This is a genomic window from Halorubrum sp. CBA1229 (assembly GCF_003721435.2).
In the GTDB taxonomy this organism is placed as follows: domain Archaea; phylum Halobacteriota; class Halobacteria; order Halobacteriales; family Haloferacaceae; genus Halorubrum.
This window is the reverse complement of record NZ_CP054585.1, coordinates 2222354-2244273: the sequence shown is the minus strand read 5'-3', so window position 1 is coordinate 2244273 and position 21920 is coordinate 2222354. Positions and strand designations below refer to the sequence as shown.

Here is a 21920-nt window from a genome sequence, read left to right as displayed (position 1 = left end):
ACAGACAACAGATCTTCGCGCTGTTTTTCGCGTTCCTCATGGTGAGCTCCATGGCCGCCTGGGGCATTTCGCTGCTGTAGGGCGTATCGCACGCCGCACGGCGTAGCGCGTCCGTTCAGCCGTCGCCCCAGACGTCGGAGAGCGGGTGGTTCTCGCGCCGATCGGCGTCGGCCTCCGACCGGGTCCGGGTCCCTCCGGCGTCGCCGCCGCGTCCGGTTCCGTCCGCCGATTCGTCGGCGTCGACCGCGTCGATTCCGCCGGTCGCGGCGCCCCCGGACCCTTCCGCGTCGGAGCCGCCGCGAGCGGACGCGCCGCCACCGCCCGTCCGCTTCCGTCCGGCTCGGGCGGGACCGGAGGGGTCGGCGTCGATCCCGGCGAGCGCGGCGGCGGGGTCGAAGTCGGGCAGATCGGGCGTCGTCATCGCGTCGATCTGGTCCCGAAACCACGGCGGTGTGTCGGCGCGCGCGCGGTCAAAGAGGTCCAGCAGGGAGTCGTCCGCGAGGTACGTCGCGCCGTGATCGTCCGGGGCGCGGACGACGCGACCGCACGCCTGGATGACGGTCCGGAGCGCCGTCCGGTGGTACCACGCCCACTGGTCGTCCGCGAGCCGGCGGGCGACGCGGGAGTCGTTCGTGTTGCGGTACGGCGCCTTACACACCACCTGCCAGCGGCAGCGGTCGCCTTTCAGGTCCAGCGCCTCCTCCATCTTCACGGAGACGAACACCTCCGGGTCATCGCTCGCCTTCCACGCCGACAGCTCGGCGTCCCGGTTCTCGCGGCCGTGACGCCGGACCCGCGCGGCGACGCCGAACTCGCCCAGCAGCTCCGTGATCCGCCCGGCGATGTCGTACGAGTGCGCGTGGATCAGCCCCTTCTCGTCCGGGTGTCGGGCCATGAGCCGCACAATCAGGCGGGCGATCTTCGGTATCGTCTCGTCGCGGTGCTCGTAGGTCATCGACCCCCGCGTCACGTCGTACAGCGGGCGGTGCTCCAGCGGGAACGTGTGGGGGACGTCGACGAGGGCGACGTCGGCGGGGTCGAGCCCGATCCCGCGGCAGAACGCCTCCTTCGAGAGGATGGTGGCGGAGAGCAGCGCGAACCGGTTCCCGCGGTCCCACACCGTGTGCCGGAGGTAGCGGGCCGGGTCCAGCGGCTTGATCGCGAGCGGCGACCCCTCACCGCCGGACTGGTCGACGACCCACGTCGTGGGCGAGTCGAGGTCGCGGTAGTCCTCTAAGAACCAGCCGAGCTCGCTTATCAGCTCCTGGAGGCGGTCGCGGCGCGCGACTTCCTCGCGGTCGAGCTCGGGCCGCCCCGTCAGCTCGTCTTTCGCCCGCTTCGCGACGTCGCGGAGCGAGCCGACGAACCGGGCGGTGCGGTCGAGCGCGTCCTCCTCCGGGCCGGCGTCGGCCTCGACGTCGGGGACGCTCACCTCGTCCCAGACGGGGACGCGGTCGGGCGAGAGCTCGATCGTCGCGTACATCTCCGCCCACTCGGCGAGCCCGTGCGCCTCGTCGATCACGACGACGTCTCGCTTCCGGAACACCTCGGAGCCCGCGGTTCGCATGAAGTACGCTAACGTTAATGCGGCGTGGCGGTTCCCGGAGGCGATCGCGCGGTCGGAGAAGTACGGACAGCGGTGTTTCACGGAGCAGTCGAACCCCTGCTGGCGGACGCAGGGCGCGCGGTTGACCGGCGTGTCGTGCTCGCCGGGGAGGATGCAGTCGTAGTTCGATTTTCCCCGAATTACCGCCAGGTCGTCGAGCAGGTCGTCGGCCTCGACGTCGTCGATCTGCGACACCTGCGGCGTCGTGTAGTAGGCGCCCGTCGCCTCGCTCGGCGCCGTCTCGTCGACCGTCGCGGCCGCGCCCATCACGGCCCGCGCGAGCAGCGACTTCCCGCTGCCGGTCGGCGCGCGCACGAGGACGACCTCGTTGCCGGCGGCGAACGCGTCGCGGATATCCGCGAGCGCTCGCTCCTGCGCGCCGCGGAAGCTCGGGGCGGGAAACTCGGCAGGGATCCGGTCGGGGTCCACAGGGGTCCCTCGCCCCCTCCCGGGATTAAACCCTCGCCTCGCGGTCGATCCGTCGGCCTCGATCAACCGGCCGACTCGTCTTCGTCTCTCGCTGTCTCCTCGTCGGTCGTCTCCTCTTCGTCTCCACCGTCGTCGGCGGTCTCGTCATCGTCGGCCCCATCGTCGGCGGTCTCGTCCTCGTCTCCTCCGTCACCGGCGTCAGCGGTCTCCCCTTCGTCGTCCGCACTCCCGCTACTCCCCGTTTCCTCGTCGTCCGGGCGTTCTCCAGCGATCTCCTCGCCCAGGTCGGCGGCCTCGCCCGGTTCCTCGTCGCTCTCGGCCGGCCCTCCCGTCTGCGGCTGGTCGAACCCGAGGAACCGGTTCGCGAGCACTTCGAGGGACTGCAGCGTCGTGCTCACGTAGAGGCCGGCCAGGAACGCGAGCCCCGCCACGTATCGGGGGCCGGTGAACTCTCCGGCCCCCCCGTCGGTTCCGGTGAACGCGAACCCCAACAGGTACACGCCCGCGACGAGCGGAAGCGCGGCGAGCGTCCGACTGAGGACCTTGAGCCGGTACCGCCCCTTCCGGTCGAACCGGCGGGCGAAGGTGGTGAACGCGTACACGGTCGCCCCGAGGAACCCGAACAGGTACACCCCCGGCGGGATCCGCAGTTCGGTACCGAGGGCTCCCGTCGACGAGAGGACGACCGCAGTCAACGTCGCGAGGATCAGTCCCCAGTAAAAGATCCGGCCGACGCGCGAATCGTACCAGGACACCCGCTGCCTCTCGGTCGCCATGCGACTCCGTACGTGTCAATATATAATAAATTATTGCCAAGAATTCGCCCCGCGACCGAATGAACTCGAAACTACCCGATCGTTTATACTGTTCGGACGGGTGGGGGAGGGTATGCACTGGCAGGAGGCGGAACGGGAGTTCGCGGACGACGTCGTCGCCCGGGAGACGCTCCCGCGCACCTTCGAGCGGTCGGCCGAGCGCAACGCCGACCGGACCGCTCAGCGGTACAAGGGCGGGGTCTACGACCGCTCGCTGGTCTCCGAAGGCGTCGTCCCGCCCGCGGCCGACGGCGAGTACGCCGACGTCACCTACGACGAGATGCGCGGTATCGTCCGCCGGCTCGCGGCGGGGTTCCGCGAGCTCGGCGTCGACGGCGACACCCGCGTGGCGCTGTACGCGCAGACCCGGATGGAGTGGGCCCAAACCGACTTCGCGGTGTTGGCCGCGGGCGCGGTGGTGACGACCGTCTACGCCTCCTCGTCGCCGAGCCAAGTCCGGTACCTGCTGGAGGACCCCGGCGCGACCGTCGTCGTCGTCGAGAACCGCGACCTCCTCGACGAGGTGCTCGCCGTCGCCGGCGACCTCTCGCACGACCTCGACGCGGTCGTCTCGTTCGACGACGTGGACGCGGACGAGCTCGACTTCGGCGACGGTAGCGACGGCAGCGGCGACGCGTCGGGCGGCGACGGGGACGCGTCGGGCGGCGACGGCGACGACACCGCCCTCGGGGCCGACGACGTGTACACCCTCGGCGCCGTCCACGAGCTGGGCGCCGAGGCCTTCGACGCGGAGGCCTACGAGGGGTGGATCGACGCGGTCGACGTCGACGACCTCGCCAGCCTCATCTACACCTCCGGGACGACGGGGAAGCCGAAGGGCGTCCGGCTCACCCACGCGAACTTCCGGGACAACGTCTCGCAGTGTTACCGCCGCTTCGCCGACCGCCCGGACCGCGACCCGGACGTGCCGGGGATCGCGGCCGAGTCGACGACGCTCTCGTTCCTCCCCCTCGCGCACGTCTTCGAGCGCATGGCCGGCCACTACATGATGTTCGCGGCGGGCGCGACGGTCGGGTACGCCGAGAGCCCCGACACCCTCCGCGAGGACTTCGGGCTCGTGCGGCCGACGACGACCACCAGCGTCCCGCGCGTCTACGAGAAGCTGTACGACGCGATCCGCGAGCAGGCGAGCGAGTCGCCGGTGAAAGAGCGGATATTCGAGTGGGCGGTCGACGTCGGGCGCGCCCACCACGAGGCCGACAGCCCGGGCCCCCTGCTCGACGCGAAGCGCGCGGTCGCCGACCGACTGGTGTTCTCGTCGGTCCGGGACGCGATCGGCGGCAACGTCGACTTCTTCATCTCGGGCGGCGGGTCGCTGTCGGCCGAGCTGTGCGCGTTATACCACGGGATGGACCTCCCGATCTTGGAGGGGTACGGGCTCACGGAGACCTCGCCCGTCATCAGCGTCAACCCCCCGGAGGCGCCGAAGGTCGGCACCATCGGCCCGCCGGTCGTCGACACCGAGATCGCGATCGACGACACGGTCGTCGGCGAAGAGGTCGCAGACCTCGCCGGCGACGTGGGCGAGCTGCTCGTCCGCGGCCCGCAGGTGACCGACGGCTACTGGAACCGGCCGGACGCGACCGCCGACGCGTTCACCGAGGCCGGCAGACTCCCGTCGGACGCCGTCACGGCGGGCACGCCACCCGAGGACCGCGACGGCGACCCCGACGAGCCCTGGTTCCACACCGGCGACATCGTGCAGCTCCGGCCGGACGGGTACATCGCCTTCCGCGAGCGCGCCAAGCAGCTGCTCGTGCTCTCGACCGGCAAGAACGTCGCGCCGGGACCGATCGAAGACCGGTTCGCCGCCAACGAGTTCGTCGAGCAGTGCGTCGTGCTCGGCGACTCCCAGAAGTTCGTCTCCGCGCTCATCGTCCCGAACTTCGAGCGGCTCGCGGCGTGGGCGGAGACGCGGGGGATCGACCTCCCCGGCGACCGGGAGGGGATCTGCCGGGACGAGCGGGTCCGCGAGCGGATCCAGACGGAGGTCGACCGCGTGAACGAGGAGTTCGAACCGTACGAGCGGATCAAGCGGTTCAAGCTGGTAGCGGAGGAGTTCACCGAGGAGAACGACCTGCTCACGCCGACGATGAAGAAGAAACGGCGCAACATCCTCGACCGCTTCGCCGACGAGGTCGAGCTGATCTACGACGAGGAGTAGGCGGCGCGTCCAGTCAGTCGTCGCCCGGCACGGGACCGGCGTCGTCGACGCCGGCGGCGTCGGAACGCGCGTCGTCGACGGGTTCGCCGAACGCGTACACCGTGTTGTGACCGGTCACCTCGACCTCCAGGAAGTCGCCCACCTCGACGCCGCGATCGCTCGCGTTCTGGACGATGATCTGGCGGTAGGCGGAGTCCCGGCACTTCACGGAGTCGCCGGTGCCCTCCTCGACGACGAGCACCTCGTAGCGCTCGCCGACCATCGACTCGTACGCCTCGCCGACGACCTCCATCTTCAGCTCCGACATCGCCTTCGAGCGCTCCTTCTTGACCGTCCCGCCGAGCCCCTTCATGTCGGCGGCGTCCGTGCCGGGGCGCTTCGAGAAGCGGGTGACGTTGATCTTCTCCGGGCGGACCTCGGCGAGGAGGTCCATCGACAGCTCGTGGTCGGCGTCGCTCTCGGTCGGGAAGCCGACGATGAAGTCGGTCGAGAGCGTCCAGTGGTCGAGCCGGTCGTCGAACGTCTCGACCACCTCGCGGAACTTGTCGACGCGGTGCTGCCGCCGCATCTCCTCCAGCACGTCGTCGGAGCCCGACTGGACCGGCGCGTGGATGAAGTCGTACAGCTCCTCGTTCTCCGCGAACACGTCGGCGAGCTCCTCGTGGATCCCGTGGATGCCGCCGGGGTTCGCCATCCCGAGCCGGACCCGGAACTCGCCGTCGATGTCGCAGATGCGGTCGAGCAGCTCCGGGAGCTTCCGGTCGCCGGTATCCCAGCCGTAGACGCCGGTGTCCTGCCCGGTCACCCGGATCTCCTTGGCGCCGGCGTGGACCAGCGCACGGGCCTTCTCGACGTTCTCCTCGACCGGCGGGGAGTCGACCCGGCCGGTCGCGAACTTCGTGATGCAGTACGAGCAGTTGCTCATGCAGCCGCGGGCGATGGGGAGGAGGCCCACGACGCCGTCGAGGACCGGCTCGGCGTCGGGCGTGGTCGTCGGGCACTCCCCGTTGAGCGCGTACGTGGGAACCTCGTCCCAGTGGAGAATCTCGGCGTCGACACCGGCCTCCTCGAACAGCTCGCCCTGCGCGAGCGCCATGCAGCCCGTGACGACGAGGTCGGCGGTCGTCTCCTGGAGCTCCTCGGCGCGGCGGAGCATGTTCCGCTCCGTCTTCTCGACGACCGTGCAGGTGTTGAGGATGGCGACGTCGGCGTCCTCGGGTCCGTCGGCCGGGCGGTGGCCGCCGTCGCGAAGCGCGCGCTCTATCTCCCGGCTCTCACCCCGGTTCGAACTACAGCCGTAGGTTTCGATGTGGTACGTCGCCATCGAGTGTGCGTAGTAACCGACGCGCGGTCAAAAGGACGACGGATCGGCGTCGACTGCGCCGCGTGCGTACGGTGGGAGTGGGATTCGAACCACGGTCGCTCCCTGTCGGTCGCTCTCTGATTCGAATCCCCGCACGAGACGCCCGCGGCGCGGAGTGCGCCGCGTGCGTACGGTGGGAGTGGGATTCGAACCCACGAGGCCTTCCGGCCACCTGCTTTCCAAGCAGGCACGTTCGTCCACTCCGTCATCCCACCGAGCGACCACGTCAGGTCAGCGACGGCGAACCGCGAACGGGTGCCGGCGAACCGCGAGGCGACGAAACGAGCGCCGGCTCGCTTCAGTTCCCCTCGTCGACGACCTCGAAGAGGCTCCCCCAGTTCTCGGCGTCTCCGCTTTCGGGGAGCATGTCCCTGAGCTGGTGGAAGTCCGATTCCGGGACCTGCGACCGGACGACGTCCACGATCACCCGGGCGTGATAGGCCGCGTCGGCCGGGTCCGTTCCCTCGATCTCGCTCACCCGCTCGACGAACTCCTGCCAGTCGAAGCGCTGACCGTGTTCGTGGACCGCGCCGGTCAGGTACCACTTGATCTCGATGGGCAGCGAGGCGGCGAGGTCCTCGGCGTTGCCCTCGGGGATCCGCTGCCCGAGCGTCATGAGCGTCGCCCGGATCGCCCGCACCGTCTCTCCCGTCCCGGAAAGCTCGAGCCGGTGCTGTACGTCGCCGGTGAATTCGTCGAAGTTCATGCGTGAGGGTTCTCACCGAGAGGATGTCAATAGTGCGTAACGTTCTCATCGCATGGAAACGACCCACCGGCCCGCCGTCGCCGTTCGACCGCGGCAGGGACCGGTGGGTCGTCGGACCGGCGGCCGCGGCGCTACCGCGCGCTCTCGTATATCTCGACCCCCGAGGAGGCGCCGATCCGGGTCGCCCCCGCGGCCACCATCTCGAGCGCCTCCTCGAAGGAGGCGATCCCACCCGACGCCTTGATTTCGGTGTCCGAACCGACCGCCTCGCGGATCGCCGTTATCTCCTCGGTGGCCGTCGGCCCGTCGTACCCGACGGCCGTCTTGACGAAGTCGGCGCCGCCCTCCTCGACGAGTCCGGCGGCCCGCCGTATCTCCGACGGCGTCAGGGCGGGCGATTCGATGATACACTTCAGCGTCTTCTCGCCGACCGCGTCTTTCACCGCTTCGACGTCGTCGACGACGGCGTCGTGGTCGCCGTTCGCGAACGCGGTCCTGTTCATGACCATGTCGAACTCGTCGACGTGCTCGTGGAGCGCTTCGACCTCGCTCCGCTTGGCCGCCGAGTTCTGTATCCCGTACGGGAACCCGATCACCGCGACGACGTTCGCCTCGCCGGCGAGCAGTTCGCTCGCGAGCTCGGCGTGGTACGGAACGACGACGGCCGACCGGAACCCGTATTCGAGGACCTCGGTACAGAGGGACCGTATCGCTTCTTCGCTCGCGGTCGGGTCGACGTTGGTGTGATCGATGACCGACGCGATCCGCTCCGGATCGTCTCGGATAGTACTCTCTAATGACATGTCTTGTTCTACAACCCGGAGCGGTAAATACGTCTGCCGTCGAAACGCGCCGACGGCCCCGGAAGGAAACAGAGCGGTCCCGCGTTCAGTCCTCGGCGACCGCGGCCGCCGTGGGCGCCTCGGTGTCGGCCTCCGAGGCGGCGTCCGGCTCGGCCTCGGTCGGGCGTTCCGACTCGGGGACCGGCGCGTACACCGACCGACGGGCGTCGCGGGGACAGAGCCCCTCCTCGACGAGCCCGACCTCGGTCAGCTTCTCGATCGCGAACCGGACGGTTCGGGTCGAAAGGCGGGTCTCCTCGGCGAGCCCGGTCTGGTCGAACCGGCCCTCCTCGTCGAGGACGTAGTAGACCAGTTTGGCGCTCGGGGGAAGCGGCGAAAGCAGCTCGCGGGCACTGTCGTCCATACACTATGTACACGGGCGAGTCGTCAATAACCGTGGCCCGGGTGTGCGCACAGACCGCACAGCTCCCCTGTGATTTATAAGCAGTACCAGCGACGCCGCTGCGCTCCGCTACTCGCTCGCTCGGAATTCGAACCGTGCCCCGCCGTCGTCGTCGACTGAGAGCGACCAGCCGTGCGCGGTCGCGATCTCGCGGACGATCGCGAGGCCGAACCCGGTCCCGTCCGGATCGCTGGAGGTTCCGTACTCGATCGCCTCCTCGGGATCGACGTCGAACCCCGCGCCGTCGTCGGCGACGTAGAACCCGTCGGGGAGCGCGCCGACCGTGACGGTGACACGAGAGTCGGTGTCGGGCGAGCCGCGCTCGACGCTATCGTCGGGCGAAGCCTGACTGCCTGAGGCGCGTAGCGCCTCGCTGTCACCGGGCGAAGCCCGGTTGCCCGAGGGACTGTGTCCCTCGCTGTCGCCGGACTTCGTCCGGCTGCCAGTGGAACCGTGTTCCACGCTGTTTATAAACAGGTTCTCCAACAGCGTGCGGAGCCGCTCCGGGTCGGCCTCCACCGCGACCCCCTCGTCGGGTGCGTCCAGCGTCGCACCGGTGGTGTCGACGGTGCGCCACGCCGCCGCCGCCGCCTCAGCGAGCGAGACCGACTCCGACTCGTCGACCGTCCGGCCCTGTCGCGCCAGCGTGAGGAGGTCGTCGATGAGCTCCTCCATCCGCTCGTGAGCGTCGTCGATCCGGTCGAGCTCGGCGAGCGCGTCCGAGTCGTCGACGAGCTCCCGCGCGAGTTCGAGCCGGCCGGTCGCGACGTTGAGCGGGTTCCGGAGGTCGTGCGAGACGAGCCCGGCGAACTTCTCCAGCCGGTCGATCTCGCGCTGGAGCGCGGCGTCGCGGCTCCGCAGCTGCGCCGTGCGCTCGGCGCCGTCGAGCGCGACGGTGACGTTCGCCGCCAGCACCCGCGCCAGCTGGATCGCCGTGTCGTCGAAGAAGTCCGGCTCGCGGGAGCCGAGCGGCATCACGCCGTGGTCACCGAGGGGGACGACGAGCAGGCTCCGATGCTCGCCGTAGCCGACGGCGGTGTCGACGGCGTCGAGATCGCCGACGACGATCGGCTCTCCGGTCTCGAACGCCTCCCAGATCCGGCCGTCGTCGGGACCGAAGGCCGGGCGGTCCCCGAGCGCCTCCGTCGCCTCCTCGCTGATCGCCGTGGGGAGCAGCGTCCCGCTCTCGGGGTCGTACAGACGGACCCCGCTGCTCGGGAACTCCAGGATGTCGATGGCCGCGCGCGCGGCGAGCGCCGCGATCTCCTCGCGGTCCTCCCCGCGGAACATCTCGCGGGTCGTCTCGTGGAGGTTCCGCAGGGTGCGCTCCACCCGCTTCTGCTCGCCGATGTCGGCGTAGACGCTGTAGACGACCGTCTCGTCGCCGCGACGGACGGGGATCACGTGCAGGATGAAGTCCCGGAGCCCGTCGGTCGTTCGGCGGCGAACCTCGAGCCGGGGGATCTCGTCCCCATCGAGGACCGTCTCGGGGTCGTGTCGGTCCGCGCCCTCCGGGATGATCGCGTCGCGGATCTCGCAGTAGCCGTGGTCGGCCGCCGAGTGGCCGAACGTCCGCTCGAACGCCTCGTTCGTGGCGTCGAGGCGGCGCTCGCCGCCCCCGAGCGCGACCGTCCTGGCGGCCGGGAGCGGGAGGTCGTCGAACAGCGCCGTCAGCCGGTCGCGCTCGGCCCGGAGCGCGTTCTCCGCCTCGATGTGTTCGATCGCGTCGGCGGCGTGGGCGGCCAGCAGCTCCGCGAACTCCACGTCTCCGTCGTCGAACGCGGCGTAGCCGTCCGAGACGACCTGTAGCACGCCGTACGACCCGATCGGAACGCTGATCGCCGACCGGATGTCGTCGGCGACCGGGTCGGCGACCGCGGTGCCGTCGGCTCGGCCGCCGTCGTCCGGTCGTCCCTCGGCACTGACCCGCCCGGCGTCGTCGCGGCGGCCGGCGCCCGGGGCGTCGCAGTTCGCCGGGTCCTCCAGCTGGTCCGGGTCGGCCGGGTCGACGGTGACGTTGTCGACGACCATCGTCCGCTCCTCGGCGGCCGTGGTGCCGGCGATCCCCTCGCCGACCTCGAACGCCCGGACCTCGTCGTCCGTGACGCTCTCCGAGAGCGCCGCGGGGACGAGCCGATCGCCCCGGCGGTGAGCCGTGACGCACCGGTCGAACTCCAGGATCCCCTCCGCGGCGTCGACGGTCCGCTCGAACACGTCGTCGACGCGGTCGCAGGCGGCGACGTCCGTCGCGAACTCGTGGAGCGCGGTCACCTTCGCGTTCACCTCCCGGAGGTCCCGTTCCGCCCGTCGGCGGTCCAACGCGTTCTCGACGCTGTTCGCGAGCATCTCGTACCGGTCCCGACCGGCGCCCTTCTGGAGGTAGTCCGTCACGCCGGCGGAGATCGCCTCGCTGGCGATCTCCTCGGACCCCTTCCCCGTGAACAGCACGAAGGGCATGCCGGGGTCGACCTCGCGGACCGCCGTGAGCAGTTCGAGCCCGTCGCTGCCCGGCATGTCGAAATCGCTGACGACGCAGTCGACGCGCTCCGTCTCGACGGCCGCGAGCGCGTCGTCGGGGGCGGTGAACGTGACCGTCTCGATCCCGTCGACCAGCCGCTCGACGTGCGTCGCCGCGAGGTCGGCCGCCCCGGGCTCGTCGTCGACGAAGAGCACCCGCCGCGGGCCGCCGCCGGCGGGGTCCGACCCGCTGAACGCGGCGGCGACGGCGCCGTCACCGGCCTCCCCGGGAGCGGTGTCCATGGGTGGCTCTCACGCCGCCGGTAATTTTATCTTGCGCTCCGATAGTCAACGCTGAGAACCGGGCGTCGGAAAACGGGGGTCGAGCGGCGAGCGGCGTCGGCTCGACCCGTCGTCGCTTAGAGGAAGTCTTCGACGTGGTCGGCGACCTCCTCGGGGGTGTCGCCGACGGGGACGCCCGCGTCGTTGAGCGCGTCGATCTTCGACTGGGCGGTGCCCGTGCCGGAGCCGGAGACGATGGCGCCCGCGTGGCCCATCCGCTTGCCCGGCGGGGCCGTCCGTCCGGCGATGAAGCCGGCGACCGGCGTGTCCATGTGCTCGCCGATGAACCGCGCGGCCTGCTCCTCGTCCTCGCCGCCGATCTCGCCGCACATCACGACGGCGTCCGTGTCGCCGTCGGCCTCGAACGCCTCGAGGGCGTCGATGAAGGAGGTGCCGATGATCGGGTCGCCGCCGATCCCGATGGCGGTCGACTGGCCGAGCCCGCGCTCGGTGAGGTTATCGACGACCTGGTACGTCAGGGTGCCGGAGCGGGAGACGAGCCCGACGTTGCCGTCGGAGAAGATGTTGCCGGGCAGGATGCCGAGCTTCGCCTCGCCGGGCGTGATGATCCCGGGGCAGTTCGGGCCGAGCAGCCGCGTGTCGGTCTCGCTCAGCCGCTTGTTCACCTTCGCCATGTCCTGGGTCGGGATCCCCTCGGTGATCGCGACCGCCAGGTCGAGGTCGGTGTCGAGCGCCTCGAAGATCGCGTCGCCCGCGAACGCCGGCGGGACGAAGACGACGGAGGCGTCGGCGTTCTCGGCCTCGACGGCCTCGTCCACGGTGTCGTAGACGGGAACGCCGGCGACCTCCTGGCCGCCCTTGCCGGGGACCGCGCCGGCGACGACGTTCGTGCCGTACTCGATCATCTGGCCGGCGTGGAACTTCCCCTCCCCGCCGGTGATCCCCTGCACAACCACTCTGGTGTCGTCGTCGACGAAAATGCTCATTGGGTCACCTCCTCCGCGTTCTTCACCGCGCGCTGGACCGCGTCCTCCAGCGTCTCCTCGACCTCGATCAGGTCGGTGTTTAAGATCTCCATCCCCTCCTCGGCGTTGGTCCCGGCGAGCCGGACGACGACCGGCTTCGGGATCTCGTCGAACTCCGCGAGCGCCTCGTTGATCCCCTTGGCGACCTCGTCGCCCCGAGTGATCCCGCCGAAGATGTTGAAGACGACGCTGTCGACGTTGGGGTCGGAGAAGACCATGTCGAGCGCCTTGGTGACGCGCTCGGCCTTCGCGCCGCCACCGATGTCGAGGAAGTTGGCGGGCGTCCCGCCGTAGTGGTCGACCAAGTCGAGCGTCGTCATCACGAGCCCGGCGCCGTTGCCGATGATGCCGACGTTACCCGAGAGGCGGACGTAGTCGAAGCCGTACTCGCCGGCCTTCCGTTCGAGGTCGTCCTCGTAGGACTCCTCGGCGAGCTCGGCGAGCTCGGGCTGACGGAACAGCGCGTCCTCGTCGATGTTCATCACGGCGTCGGCGGCGACCACGTCGCGGTCGCCCGTGATCATGACCGGGTTGACCTCGATCTCGGAGGCGTCGTTCTCCTCGTAGAGGTCGTACAGCGTCGAGAGGATCGAGGCGACGTCGAGCGCGACGTCGGCGTCGACGCCGGCCTCGTAGACGACCTTGCGTGCCTGGTACGGGTGGAGCCCGAACGCGGGGTCGACGTGCTCGCGCGCGATGGCGTCGGGGTTCTCCTCGGCGACCTCCTCGATGTTTACGCCGCCCTCCGTCGACACCATCAGGACCGGCTGTCCCTCGCCGCGGTCCATCGTGACGCCGACGTACAGCTCGTCCACGAAGTCGACGCCGGCCTCGACGAGGACCGAGTCGACGGTGTACCCCTTCAGATCCATCCCCAGGATCTCCTCGGCGTACCGCTCGGCCTCGTCGCGGTCGGTCGCGATCTTGATGCCGCCGGCCTTGCCGCGGCCGCCCACGTGGACCTGCGCCTTGATCGCAGCCGGGTAGCCGATCTCGTCGACCGCGTCGAGCGCCTCCTCGACGGTCGTCGCGAGCCGGGAGTCCGGGACCGGGATCCCGGCGTCCGCGAAGATGGTCTTCGCCTGATGTTCGTGTAGTTTCATCCGTCTCGAAGGGGGACCGAGAGCGGCTTAAATGGTGCCGATTCCGAGCGAGCGACGGGGACGGTGCCCGGGGCGGAGGCGGCGGTCGCGGCGACCGGTGGCGGGTCCGGCGATCGGGTCGGTCACTCCGTAATCGGTCAGATCAGTCACCACAGGATTATTATCTGATGAGTTACTGGTCGAACCCGTAACCGTGGATGAGCGTATGAGGGATGGCGTCGAGCGCCGGACGTTCGTTGAGCGTCTCTACTATCACCCTATTGTATGACCACAAGATCACAGAACTGGCTGCTCGGGCTCGTACTAGTCGCGCTTCTCGCCGCGCTCGCGGGTGACCTGCTCGGAGTGCGGCCCCTCGTCAGGGTCGCCGTCCCCGCGTTCTTCCTCGCCGCAGCGTGCCTGTTCGCGCTCAGGACCGTGACGAAGCTCGTTGCGGCCGTCCGCTCGTCGGAACCGGACATACGCGACCCGAACTGACGAGGCGGGGCGAACGCCTTACCGTCCCGGTCGCCGGCGCGACGCCCGACCGGTAGCGGGAACTTCGGGACCGCCCTGTCCGCGCCGCGATGCGACGCTCACCGGAGCGCGCCACCGCCCCGGTTACTTATAAATAGCCGGCGAGACCGCGGGTGCAGGCGCCGAATCGCCGCCGGCGGCACCCGTTCGACGCCGAGTGGCCGACAGCGGCTCCCCGGATCCGCCGTCGCTCAGTCCTCGTCGCCGAGGATGACGCGGTGCGTCATCGCCTCGGGGTCGAGCACCTCGTCGGCCTCCTCTTCGGTGAGGTAGCCGGCCTCGACGGCGGCCTCGCGGACGCTCTTCCCCTCTTTTAACGCCGTCTTCGCGACCTTGCTCGCCTTGTCGTAGCCGATCGCGGGGTTCAGCGCGGTCGCGAGCGCCATCGACTGCTCGACGCGAGTCTCGCAGTGCTCCTCGTTGGCCTCCAGCTTCGCGACGAAGCGCTCGCCGAACGTCGCCGCGGCGTTCGAGAGCAGCTCGGCGGACTCGAGGAAGTTGTGCGCGATGACGGGCTTATAAAGATTCAGGTCGATCTCGCCGCGGGCGGCCCCGGCCGAGATCGCGGCGTCGTTGCCGACGACCTGCTTGTGGACCTGGTTGACGGACTCGGCGACGACCGGGTTGATCTTCCCGGGCATGATCGAGGAGCCGGGCTGGTTCTCGGGCTGCTCGACCTCGCCGAGCCCGTTGCGGGGGCCGGAGGCGAGCAGCCGCAGGTCGTTGGCCATCTTGTTCATGCTGCCGGCGATCGTTCGGAGCGCGCCGTGCGCCTCGGCCATCGCGTCGTGGGCCGCCTGCGCCTCGAAGTGGTTGTCGGCCTCGCGGAACGTCGTGTTCGTCTCGTCGGAGATGTACTCCGCGGCGAGCTCCGGGAAGTCGGGGTGGGTGTTGAGCCCGGTGCCGACCGCCGTGCCGCCGAGGGCGAGCTCGCGGAGGTTCGACTGGACGTCCTCGGCGCGCTCGATCCCCTTCGCGACCTGCGTCCGGTAGCCGCCGAACTCCTGGCCGAGCCGGATCGGCGTCGCGTCCTGCAGGTGCGTCCGGCCGGTCTTGACGACGCCGTCGAACTCGGTCTCCTTCGCCTCCAGCTCGGCGTGGAGCGTCTCGAGGGCGGGCACGAGGTCCTTCTCGACCGCCTCCAGCGCGGCGACGTGCATCGCCGTCGGGATCACGTCGTTGCTCGACTGGCCGTAGTTGACGTGGTCGTTCGGGTGGACGACGCGGTCGCCGATCTCCGCGCCCGCGATCTCGGCGGCGCGGTTGGCGATGACCTCGTTTGCGTTCATGTTCGAGGAGGTGCCCGAGCCGGTCTGGAACACGTCGACGGGGAACTGGTCGTCGTGCTCGCCGGCGATCACCTCGTCGGCGGCGGCGACGATCGCCTCCGCGGTGTCGTCGTCGACGAGCCCCAGGTCGCGGTTCGCCTGCGCGGCCGCCTTCTTCACGACGCCGAGCGCGCGGATGAACCGCCGGCTCATCGGAATGCCAGAGATCGGGAAGTTCTCGACCGCGCGCTGGGTCTGCGCGCCCCAGTAGGCGTCCGCCGGCACCTGCATCTCGCCGAGGCTGTCCTCCTCCGTGCGGTGTTCCTCGCTCATACGCGACGCTTCCCGCGAGACCGGGTAAAAGCTACTGGAAGCGGTCGCGGTTCCCGCCTCGCGGGAACCGGGCTCCTCGCTAGCGGAGTCGCGGGACGCGGCGCGAGGGGCGTCTCAGGCCTCGTCGACAGGGAACAGCCCCGCGTCTCTGAGGGCGGGCGCGAGGCTCCCGTCGCCGTGTTCGGCGTAGTCGGCGGGCGTGTACGTCTTGATCTCCAGGGCGTGGACGGACCGGGTCATGTGGTCGCCGACGGCGTCGTACACGCGCTGGTGCTGGTCGACCAGCGACTCCCCCTCGAAGGCGGGCGAGACGACCCACGCCGCGAAGTGGGCGTCCTCGTCCTCGTCGTCGTGGATCCGCGGGTTCGTCACGCGCGCGACGGCGTCGGGGATCCCCGCTTCGATGAGGTCCTCGATCTCGGCCGGTTCGATCGTCATACCCCGACTCGGGGCCGCCCGGGCAAAAAGCGACCGCATGTCGCGACGGCGTCGCCCGCTCAGCGCTCGAAGACGAGCCCGTAGTGGAACGGCGGGAGGTCGACCTCGCGGGCGAGCCGCAGGTCGCTCGCGTCCTCGACCGCGCGCCGCGTCTCCTCTGGGCCCACCCGCAGTTCCGTCGGCGGGCCGCGGGGCTCGCCGGCGATCGCCGTCTCCTCGCGCGGCCGGTCGCGCCAGTTGACGACGACGAACCGGCCGTCGGCGGCGAGCGCGCCGGCGACGCCCGAGACGAACGCCGCCCGGTCGTCGATCCCGTGGAAGGCGTTCGCGAGCAGGGCGACGTCGACCGGCTCGGGGAGGAGCCCGGCGAGCTCCCGGGCGTCCCCGCGGACGGGAACGACGTTGTCGATCCCCTGCTCCGCGGCGAGCTCCTCCAGCTCCGCGAGCAGCGACTCGTCGAGGTCGACGGCGTACACCGACGCCGGGGCGGCGATCCGCCCGGCCGGCAGGGCGAAGTAGCCGTTGCCGCAGCCGATCTCGGCGACGCGGTCGCCCGGGGAGACGCCGAGTCGCCGAAGGGTGTCCTCCGGCGTCGGCCATATTCGCCCCCACCAGTCCCAGTCCGGCTGGCCCGTGTTCCGGAAGCGCTCCATGCGGGCCGTAGCGATCGACCGGATTTAGCGGTTGGGGTCCGCGCGCCGGGCGCCCCGCGAGTGCGAAAGGGTTTGTCGCCGGAGGCGAAACGACCCTCTCAGATGTCTCACCGGGACGACCTGCGCGAGGCGGCGGACGCCCTCGGCGGCTCCGTCGTCGTCTGCGGCCTCGGCGCCCACGCCGACCGGCTCGCCGGCGCCGAGTTCCGCGACGCCCGATACGCGTCGGGGGCGGAGCTCCTCGCGGAGGCGTCCAGCGCGTCGTCGACCGGCCCCGCGCCCGCGGCGGTCGTCGTCGCGCTCGACCCCGAGACCGTCGGCGAGGGCGCCGAGGCGACGGACGCCCTCCGCGCGATCGACGCCCTCGACGCCTTCGCGGTCGCGGTCGTCCCCGCGGCGGCGGCCGAGGGCGACGCGCTCGCGGCGGTCCGGGAGTCGGTCGACGCCGTGTTGCTCGCCGAGGGCGACGCCGTCGAGGCGGCGATCCGCGCGTTCCTCGCGACGGTCCAAGAGCCGGGGTTCGTCAACCTCGACCTCACCGACGCCGAGACGGTGCTCTCGGCCGGCGTCGCCGCGCTGGGAACGGGGGCGGCCGACCGCGACGACCCGTCGGTCGCGGTCGCGTCGGCCTTCGACCGGCTCCCCGATGGGGTCGACGCGGCCGAGGCGAGCGCGGTGCTCGTCGACGTCGTCGTCGACCCGGCCACGAGCATCGCCGCCGCGACCGACGTGATCGCGGCGGTCCGCGAGCGGATCGGCGCCGACGCCAACGTGATCTGGGGCGGCGCGGTCGACGAGGCGGCCGCGGACGAACTCGCCGTCCGGCTCGTCGTCGCCGGCGTTCGCCACGCCCCGCCGCTCTCCGCCGGCGACCCCTGTCCGCGCTGCGGCGAGCCGCTGGCGAGCTACCGATTCGGCGCCCGAGAGACGCTCTCCTGTGACGCCTGCGGCTACTCCGATATCGCGATGCGACGCGGGTGAGCCGCCCCGCGGACGGGATCAGTTCGGGGCGACGGTCTCCGGGGCCGGCCAGTCAGCGAGCGACTCGTCGTAGAGCGTCTGCCGCTGAAGGTCGATGTAGGTGCGCTGCGCCGTTCGGATCGCCTCGGCCGGCGTCGCCCCGCCGTCGAGGGCGACGTCGACGGCCGACCGCTTCCAGCTCGCCGGCGTCCGCCCGGTCTCGACCCGGCTCCGGAGCGGGTAGAGCGCCGCGGCGATCCGGTCCGTCGTGCAGCCGTGCGACTCCAGCCCGTCCGTCGCGGCCGCGAACAGGTCGCCGTACAGGTCCGCCGTCCGCGTGGTCTCCGTCCCGTCGGCGGTGATCCACGTCATATCGGCGTCGAGCCCGTCGCGGGCGGCCGCGTAGAAGTTCTCCTCGGCCCGTTCCCAGGGGAGATCGAGGACCGGGTGGTCGCGCTCCGCGACCCCGCGCATCGCCCCGCCGAAGGCGGCGAGGATCGCCACCGCGTCGGGGATCGTCGGCTGACCGGGGATCGGGCGGAACTCGATCCGGGCGCTGGCGCTCGCCTCTGTCGCGCCGTCGAAGACCGGCCGGACCCAGCGCCAGTAGCTCCCGTGTTTGTGCCGGAAGTGGACGAACTCGCCGTCGAACCGCCCCTCGGACTCGATCTCCGCCGGGACGAGCGTCGGGTCGGACGCGATCCGGTCGACGGCCGCCTCCAGGCTGTCGAAGTCGCGCGGGAACTTCACCTTCCGGTCCCGTCCGGACGGGTTCATCATCTGTTCGTACACCGGGACCCGGTGTTCGGCGTACCCGTCCGCAACGAGCAGGTCGCGGTCCGGTCCGGGGGCGTCGTAGAGTTCGGGCGGGAGGAACGGCGAGTTGACGGCGAGCGCGAGCAGCGGCCCGGCGAGCCGCGTCGCGATCCGGTGGTACCGCGGGAGGTCCGCGGCGCGGCGCGGCTGGTAGTGGGGCTGGATCGACGTGGTGAGGCTGACCGGACCGGCGCTGTCGGCGTCGATCCGCGCGCCGGGGACGTCGATCTCGCTGCCGATCATCCGGTCGTCGCCGACGCTGGCGAACCCGTGGTACCGCACCCCGTTGCTGACGTTGATGCCGAGCGTCAGCCCCTCCTCGTGGGTGGCCTCGGTCAGGTAGTCGTCGGTCTCGCTCTCCGCCGGACCGATCGTCCACATGCCGTCGCTCACGACGCGGATCCCGTCCTCGGCCGCGCGCCGCTGGAGGGCCTCCACCTTCCCGGTCACCTCCGCGCGGACCGCGTCGATGCCGCGGCCGGTGAACGGGTGGACCGCCGAGTTCAGCTCCGCGTTGTGGAGCCCGAGCTCCCGATCGAACCCCACGCAACCCAGCAGCGCCCGCGGGATTCGGCGGAGGTGTCCAGTCTCACGGTCGACCGCGTAGAACTCGTACTCCAGCCCGGTCGTCGTCTGCTCGTTGTCGAACGTCCCGGCCTCCACGTGGTCGAGGACCGCGTCCGCCTCGTCGCGGACCCGCGCGTTGAACGCCTCGACATCGATGTCGGCGACGCGTTTGAGCCGTTCGACCGGATCGCCGTCCGTGACAGTCATACACACGCATACTTCGGAGACCGATATGAAAGTAACTCCGAAACGACACGAACGCGTCGCGGTGTCGCGGAGCCGGGCGGATCAGCCGCCGGACGCATCGGCCGCCTCGGGCGCGACCCACCGGATCCGCGCGGTGTCGAACTCGACCTGCGCCCGCTCGGCGCCGTCGATCTGCGTCCGCTCCGCGTCGTTCCGGATCGTCGCGAGCTGCGGGCCGGCGGTGTCGAGCCTGACCGCGCAGGTGTGACCGCCGCCGGACAGTCTCGTCGCGACCGACTCGACGTCGGTCTCGACCCGTCCGGCGTGCTCCGCCGCGGAGTAGCTGCCCGTCGCCTCCGTGGGGTCGCGGTATCCGGCCCCGGAGATCATTCTGAACGCCTCGCAGGCGTCCGAGTGGCGCAGCAGTACCTCGCAGAAGCGCTCGCCGTCGACCTCGCCGAGCAGCCGACCGTTCTCCCGGTCGACCCGGTCCGTCCGGTAGACGTGACACCCGTCGGAGTCGTCGTCGGATCTGAGCCGATCCGACACGTCGTCCACGACGCCCATGACACTTGGTAACGATCAACGGCTAGATAGTAAAGAATCTTACTTCCCATCTGAGGCCCGCTTCCCGTCGGATACCCCGGATCTGGGTCGACACGAACGGCGCGGTCACGGGGTCGACACGAACGGTGCGGCCGGACGGCCGCGTCGCTCTCCTCGGACACGGCCGCCGATCCCGGCGCTAACGATAATTTTCTTTAAATAGGGGAACGTAGTTCCGCGCGTATGTACGGCACGACCCTGATCCCGACCGGCGGCAGCGACGCCGCGTTCGCGGCCGTGAACGACGCCGTCGAGGTCACGGCGCCCGACGGGACGGTCCACGTCCTCGGCGTGCTGGAGGATATCCCGACCTACGAGCGATCGGGAAAGCCTGAGAAGTTCGACGACGGCGACGAGGAGCGGCGGCTCCGCCTCGAGGCGGCCGTCGAGCGGATCGAGACGGAGGTGACCGCGGCGGGGATCGACTGCGAGACCGCGGTCGAGGAGGGCGTCCCGTCCCGCGAGATCGTCGCGTACGCGGACGAGATCGACGCCGACGCGATCGTCATGGGAAGCCGGGGCGCACGCGACACCGCCGGCGATCTGCTCGGGAGCACCACGGAGCGCGTCCTCCGTGACGCGTCGACGACGGTCGTCTCCGTCCCCGCGTCGGCGTGACGGTCCGACGCGACCCGCGCCAGACCGCGCCACTTATTCACAGCCGGATCGACGAGACCGGGTATGACCGCGGTCACGTCGACGACGCCCGGAGCGCCGCCCCGGTCGGCGTCTGAGGCGGTTCGAGACCGGAGGGCCGGGGCGTGAGCGACGACGGCGTACTGGGGTCGCTGTCGCTCGTGAGCCTGTTGAGCCTCTGTTGTATCGGGTTCGGCGGGCTGGCCGGCGGCGCGGCCGTCGCCGGCGGCGGGGCGTCGGCGAGCGCGTTCACGACGGGGGTGACCGGCGCCCGCGGGGCCCTGATAACCGGGGCCGTCACGTTCGCGACGGTCTTCGTCGTCGCCGCGGTGATCCGGTGGCGGCTGAATCGGGGCACGTCGGACGACTGAATCGGGGAGACAACCAGGAGTAATCGAGGGCCGGTCAGCGCTGCGGTTCGTCCGGCGCGGCCCGCGGCTCGCGGTCCGGCGGAGCCCGTCGCGGGGCGGGGGTCGCCTCCTCGCGGTACAGTCGGAGAAGCTCCTCGAGGACGACCGCGTGCCGGTCGCTCGGGACGTACTGGTGGTCGATGAAGTCCTCGGCGTCGCTGAAGTTCCCGCGGAGGGCGAGCTTCCTGACGAACGAGACCGACTCGAAGAACGGCGGGTGGTCCGCGTCGGCGTCGCCGCCGAGCTCGCGCTCCGCCTGCGGCATCACCTCCGCCTTGATCTCCTCGTAGTCGATCGTCTCCGGCTCGTAGTCGTCGAGCACCTGGTTCAACGCGTAGTCCGTCGAGAACCGGTAGAACTCGGACTTGCTCTCGAACTGGCCGCTCTCGACCAGTGACTCGATCTCGCCGACCACCGACTCGGGAAACCGAACCGTGCTCTTCACCATGGGTTCACGAGACGGGCCCACACGTATTATGCTTTTGTCAGAAATGCTGAAACATGTGTGACGGCGGCGGCCGGCCCGAGCGCTCTCTCGCGGGTCCGGTGTCCGCCCTCCGGTCACCCGATGTGGCGGATTTATGTCCCCGAACCTGTAAGACCGGTGTAATGACTCCGTACGAGGCGTTCGACCGGGACGCGGAGGTCAACGGTCGAACGGTCCTGTCGGTCGTCGAGGAGGGGATGGGACGGTTCTCCGACGCGTACCGCGAACGGGCGATCGCAGCGCTCGCGGAGGAGGGGATCCGCGACCCGGAACCCGACGAGTGGTACCCGCAGCAGGCGTGGCTGGACGCCTTCGAGACCATCGCGGCTGACCTCCAGCCGCACGTCCTCGACCGCCTCGGCGAGCAGCTCCCCGACGTCGCCGACTGGCCGGACGAGTCGGCGACCGTCCCGGACGGGCTCCGAGCGATCGACGACGCCTACCGCCGGAACCACCGCGGCGGAGAGATCGGCAAGTACCGGTTCGATCGAGTCGACGACCGGATCGGTGAGGTGACGTGTCACACCCCGTACCCGTGCCCGTTCGACCGCGGGCTGATCCGCGGCGTAGCGAAGGAACACGCACCCGTCGACTCGTTCGTGTTCATCGAGGAGACCGGCTCGAGCTGCCGGCGAGAGGGCGGCGACGAGTGCACGTACGAGGTGTACTGGTAGGAGGTTCGGTCGGCGGGGGAGGTCGGGTCGGTCGGCGGGGGAGGTCGGGTCGGTCGGCGGGGGAGGTCGGGTCGGTCGGCGGGGGAGGTCGGGTCGGTCGGTTGGGTAGAACAGTTCAGGCCGTGAGTCACCT

Annotated in this window: 21 protein-coding genes and 1 tRNA gene; 6 read left to right on the top strand and 16 right to left on the bottom strand. The window is 70.5% G+C overall.

The annotated features are described in order from the left end of the window. Positions 1–115 precede the first annotated feature (115 nt). Positions 116–2035, bottom strand: a complete 1920-nt coding sequence (locus Hrr1229_RS11130; RefSeq protein WP_123112833.1) for an ATP-dependent DNA helicase — start codon at positions 2033–2035, stop codon at positions 116–118. A 62-nt stretch (positions 2036–2097) separates the two neighbouring features. Further along, entirely contained in the window at positions 2098–2811 is a 714-nt protein-coding gene (locus Hrr1229_RS11125) for a hypothetical protein (RefSeq protein WP_123112834.1), read from the bottom strand. Between the two features lie 112 nt (positions 2812–2923). Between Hrr1229_RS11125 and Hrr1229_RS11120 the strand changes: the two genes are divergently transcribed. Next, a complete protein-coding gene (locus Hrr1229_RS11120) occupies positions 2924–5035 on the top strand; it encodes a long-chain fatty acid--CoA ligase (RefSeq protein WP_123112835.1) in 2112 nt (703 codons plus the stop codon). 13 nt (positions 5036–5048) lie between these two features. Here Hrr1229_RS11120 and Hrr1229_RS11115 read toward each other — a convergent pair whose 3' ends face one another. The 8 genes from Hrr1229_RS11115 to sucC form a co-directional block, all read right to left on the bottom strand. After that, positions 5049–6359, bottom strand: a complete 1311-nt coding sequence (locus Hrr1229_RS11115; RefSeq protein ID WP_123112836.1) for a tRNA (N(6)-L-threonylcarbamoyladenosine(37)-C(2))-methylthiotransferase — start codon at positions 6357–6359, stop codon at positions 5049–5051. A gap of 170 nt (positions 6360–6529) precedes the next feature. Next, positions 6530–6613 (bottom strand) — tRNA-Ser (locus tag Hrr1229_RS11110). An 83-nt stretch (positions 6614–6696) separates the two neighbouring features. After that, positions 6697–7104: a DUF2267 domain-containing protein gene (locus Hrr1229_RS11105; RefSeq protein ID WP_123112837.1), complete on the bottom strand. Its 408-nt coding sequence runs from the start codon at positions 7102–7104 to the stop codon at positions 6697–6699. 131 nt (positions 7105–7235) lie between these two features. Continuing rightward, the gene (deoC, locus tag Hrr1229_RS11100) at positions 7236–7907 is read right to left on the bottom strand and encodes a deoxyribose-phosphate aldolase (protein ID WP_123112838.1); all 672 of its coding nucleotides are present in this window, start codon (positions 7905–7907) and stop codon (positions 7236–7238) included. A gap of 85 nt (positions 7908–7992) precedes the next feature. Then, positions 7993–8310 (bottom strand): ArsR family transcriptional regulator, encoded by a 318-nt coding sequence (locus tag Hrr1229_RS11095; RefSeq protein WP_123112839.1) that lies wholly within the window; start codon positions 8308–8310, stop codon positions 7993–7995. A 108-nt stretch (positions 8311–8418) separates the two neighbouring features. Next, positions 8419–11109: a GAF domain-containing protein gene (locus Hrr1229_RS11090; RefSeq protein ID WP_123112840.1), complete on the bottom strand. Its 2691-nt coding sequence runs from the start codon at positions 11107–11109 to the stop codon at positions 8419–8421. A gap of 116 nt (positions 11110–11225) precedes the next feature. Further along, positions 11226–12095 carry a succinate--CoA ligase subunit alpha gene (sucD, locus tag Hrr1229_RS11085; RefSeq protein ID WP_123112841.1) on the bottom strand — a complete coding sequence of 290 codons (870 nt, stop codon included), beginning with the start codon at positions 12093–12095 and terminating at the stop codon, positions 11226–11228. After that, entirely contained in the window at positions 12092–13237 is a 1146-nt protein-coding gene (gene sucC, locus Hrr1229_RS11080) for an ADP-forming succinate--CoA ligase subunit beta (protein WP_123112842.1), read from the bottom strand. Before sucC ends, sucD begins: the two co-directional genes overlap by 4 nt. A 264-nt stretch (positions 13238–13501) precedes the next feature. Here sucC and Hrr1229_RS11075 point away from each other — a divergent pair, with 264 nt between their 5' ends. Next, positions 13502–13714, top strand: a complete 213-nt coding sequence (locus Hrr1229_RS11075; RefSeq protein WP_123112843.1) for a hypothetical protein — start codon at positions 13502–13504, stop codon at positions 13712–13714. 230 nt (positions 13715–13944) lie between these two features. Here Hrr1229_RS11075 and Hrr1229_RS11070 read toward each other — a convergent pair whose 3' ends face one another. From Hrr1229_RS11070 to Hrr1229_RS11060, 3 genes are all read right to left on the bottom strand, one after another. After that, complete coding sequence (locus Hrr1229_RS11070) at positions 13945–15354, bottom strand: class II fumarate hydratase (RefSeq protein WP_123112844.1); 1410 nt, start codon at positions 15352–15354, stop codon at positions 13945–13947. Between the two features lie 114 nt (positions 15355–15468). Next, entirely contained in the window at positions 15469–15792 is a 324-nt protein-coding gene (locus Hrr1229_RS11065) for a BolA family transcriptional regulator (protein ID WP_123112845.1), read from the bottom strand. A 59-nt stretch (positions 15793–15851) separates the two neighbouring features. Next, positions 15852–16445 carry a class I SAM-dependent methyltransferase gene (locus Hrr1229_RS11060; RefSeq protein ID WP_123112846.1) on the bottom strand — a complete coding sequence of 198 codons (594 nt, stop codon included), beginning with the start codon at positions 16443–16445 and terminating at the stop codon, positions 15852–15854. A gap of 102 nt (positions 16446–16547) precedes the next feature. Between Hrr1229_RS11060 and Hrr1229_RS11055 the strand changes: the two genes are divergently transcribed. Next, the gene (locus tag Hrr1229_RS11055; protein WP_123112847.1) at positions 16548–17426 is read left to right on the top strand and encodes a zinc finger domain-containing protein; all 879 of its coding nucleotides are present in this window, start codon (positions 16548–16550) and stop codon (positions 17424–17426) included. Between the two features lie 18 nt (positions 17427–17444). On the opposite strand, the gene Hrr1229_RS11050 is transcribed toward Hrr1229_RS11055, so the two are convergent. Next, the gene (locus tag Hrr1229_RS11050) at positions 17445–18995 is read right to left on the bottom strand and encodes a hypothetical protein (RefSeq protein ID WP_123112848.1); all 1551 of its coding nucleotides are present in this window, start codon (positions 18993–18995) and stop codon (positions 17445–17447) included. Positions 18996–19076: 81 nt separating this feature from the next. Beyond that, complete coding sequence (locus tag Hrr1229_RS11045) at positions 19077–19541, bottom strand: hypothetical protein (RefSeq protein ID WP_123112849.1); 465 nt, start codon at positions 19539–19541, stop codon at positions 19077–19079. Positions 19542–19763: 222 nt separating this feature from the next. Between Hrr1229_RS11045 and Hrr1229_RS11040 the strand changes: the two genes are divergently transcribed. Both Hrr1229_RS11040 and Hrr1229_RS11035 read left to right on the top strand, forming a co-directional pair. Further along, positions 19764–20198: a universal stress protein gene (locus tag Hrr1229_RS11040; RefSeq protein WP_123112850.1), complete on the top strand. Its 435-nt coding sequence runs from the start codon at positions 19764–19766 to the stop codon at positions 20196–20198. Positions 20199–20341: 143 nt separating this feature from the next. After that, the gene (locus Hrr1229_RS11035) at positions 20342–20587 is read left to right on the top strand and encodes a hypothetical protein (RefSeq protein ID WP_123112851.1); all 246 of its coding nucleotides are present in this window, start codon (positions 20342–20344) and stop codon (positions 20585–20587) included. 34 nt (positions 20588–20621) lie between these two features. On the opposite strand, the gene Hrr1229_RS11030 is transcribed toward Hrr1229_RS11035, so the two are convergent. Then, a complete protein-coding gene (locus tag Hrr1229_RS11030) occupies positions 20622–21074 on the bottom strand; it encodes a hypothetical protein (protein ID WP_255212489.1) in 453 nt (150 codons plus the stop codon). A 161-nt stretch (positions 21075–21235) separates the two neighbouring features. Here Hrr1229_RS11030 and Hrr1229_RS11025 point away from each other — a divergent pair, with 161 nt between their 5' ends. Continuing rightward, on the top strand, positions 21236–21787 hold the full coding sequence (locus tag Hrr1229_RS11025; RefSeq protein WP_123112852.1) for a hypothetical protein: 552 nt from the start codon (positions 21236–21238) through the stop codon (positions 21785–21787). The last annotated feature ends 133 nt before the right edge of the window (positions 21788–21920 follow it).

Excerpts from the sequence above, each read along its gene's own strand:
- Hrr1229_RS11060 (WP_123112846.1), bottom strand. The coding sequence starts at position 16,445 with ATGGAGCGCTTCCGGAACACGGGCCAGCCGGACTGGGACTGGTGGGGG.
- Hrr1229_RS11025 (WP_123112852.1), top strand. The coding sequence starts at position 21,236 with ATGACTCCGTACGAGGCGTTCGACCGGGACGCGGAGGTCAACGGTCGA.
- Hrr1229_RS11120 (WP_123112835.1), top strand. The coding sequence starts at position 2,924 with ATGCACTGGCAGGAGGCGGAACGGGAGTTCGCGGACGACGTCGTCGCC.
- Hrr1229_RS11125 (WP_123112834.1), bottom strand. The coding sequence starts at position 2,811 with ATGGCGACCGAGAGGCAGCGGGTGTCCTGGTACGATTCGCGCGTCGGC.
- sucC (WP_123112842.1), bottom strand. The coding sequence starts at position 13,237 with ATGAAACTACACGAACATCAGGCGAAGACCATCTTCGCGGACGCCGGG.
- Hrr1229_RS11095 (WP_123112839.1), bottom strand. The coding sequence starts at position 8,310 with ATGGACGACAGTGCCCGCGAGCTGCTTTCGCCGCTTCCCCCGAGCGCC.
- Hrr1229_RS11040 (WP_123112850.1), top strand. The coding sequence starts at position 19,764 with ATGTACGGCACGACCCTGATCCCGACCGGCGGCAGCGACGCCGCGTTC.
- Hrr1229_RS11075 (WP_123112843.1), top strand. The coding sequence starts at position 13,502 with ATGACCACAAGATCACAGAACTGGCTGCTCGGGCTCGTACTAGTCGCG.
- Hrr1229_RS11115 (WP_123112836.1), bottom strand. The coding sequence starts at position 6,359 with ATGGCGACGTACCACATCGAAACCTACGGCTGTAGTTCGAACCGGGGT.
- Hrr1229_RS11070 (WP_123112844.1), bottom strand. The coding sequence starts at position 15,354 with ATGAGCGAGGAACACCGCACGGAGGAGGACAGCCTCGGCGAGATGCAG.
- sucD (WP_123112841.1), bottom strand. The coding sequence starts at position 12,095 with ATGAGCATTTTCGTCGACGACGACACCAGAGTGGTTGTGCAGGGGATC.
- Hrr1229_RS11090 (WP_123112840.1), bottom strand. The coding sequence starts at position 11,109 with ATGGACACCGCTCCCGGGGAGGCCGGTGACGGCGCCGTCGCCGCCGCG.
- Hrr1229_RS11050 (WP_123112848.1), bottom strand. The coding sequence starts at position 18,995 with ATGACTGTCACGGACGGCGATCCGGTCGAACGGCTCAAACGCGTCGCC.
- Hrr1229_RS11055 (WP_123112847.1), top strand. The coding sequence starts at position 16,548 with ATGTCTCACCGGGACGACCTGCGCGAGGCGGCGGACGCCCTCGGCGGC.
- deoC (WP_123112838.1), bottom strand. The coding sequence starts at position 7,907 with ATGTCATTAGAGAGTACTATCCGAGACGATCCGGAGCGGATCGCGTCG.
- Hrr1229_RS11065 (WP_123112845.1), bottom strand. The coding sequence starts at position 15,792 with ATGACGATCGAACCGGCCGAGATCGAGGACCTCATCGAAGCGGGGATC.
- Hrr1229_RS11030 (WP_255212489.1), bottom strand. The coding sequence starts at position 21,074 with ATGGTGAAGAGCACGGTTCGGTTTCCCGAGTCGGTGGTCGGCGAGATC.
- Hrr1229_RS11045 (WP_123112849.1), bottom strand. The coding sequence starts at position 19,541 with ATGGGCGTCGTGGACGACGTGTCGGATCGGCTCAGATCCGACGACGAC.
- Hrr1229_RS11105 (WP_123112837.1), bottom strand. The coding sequence starts at position 7,104 with ATGAACTTCGACGAATTCACCGGCGACGTACAGCACCGGCTCGAGCTT.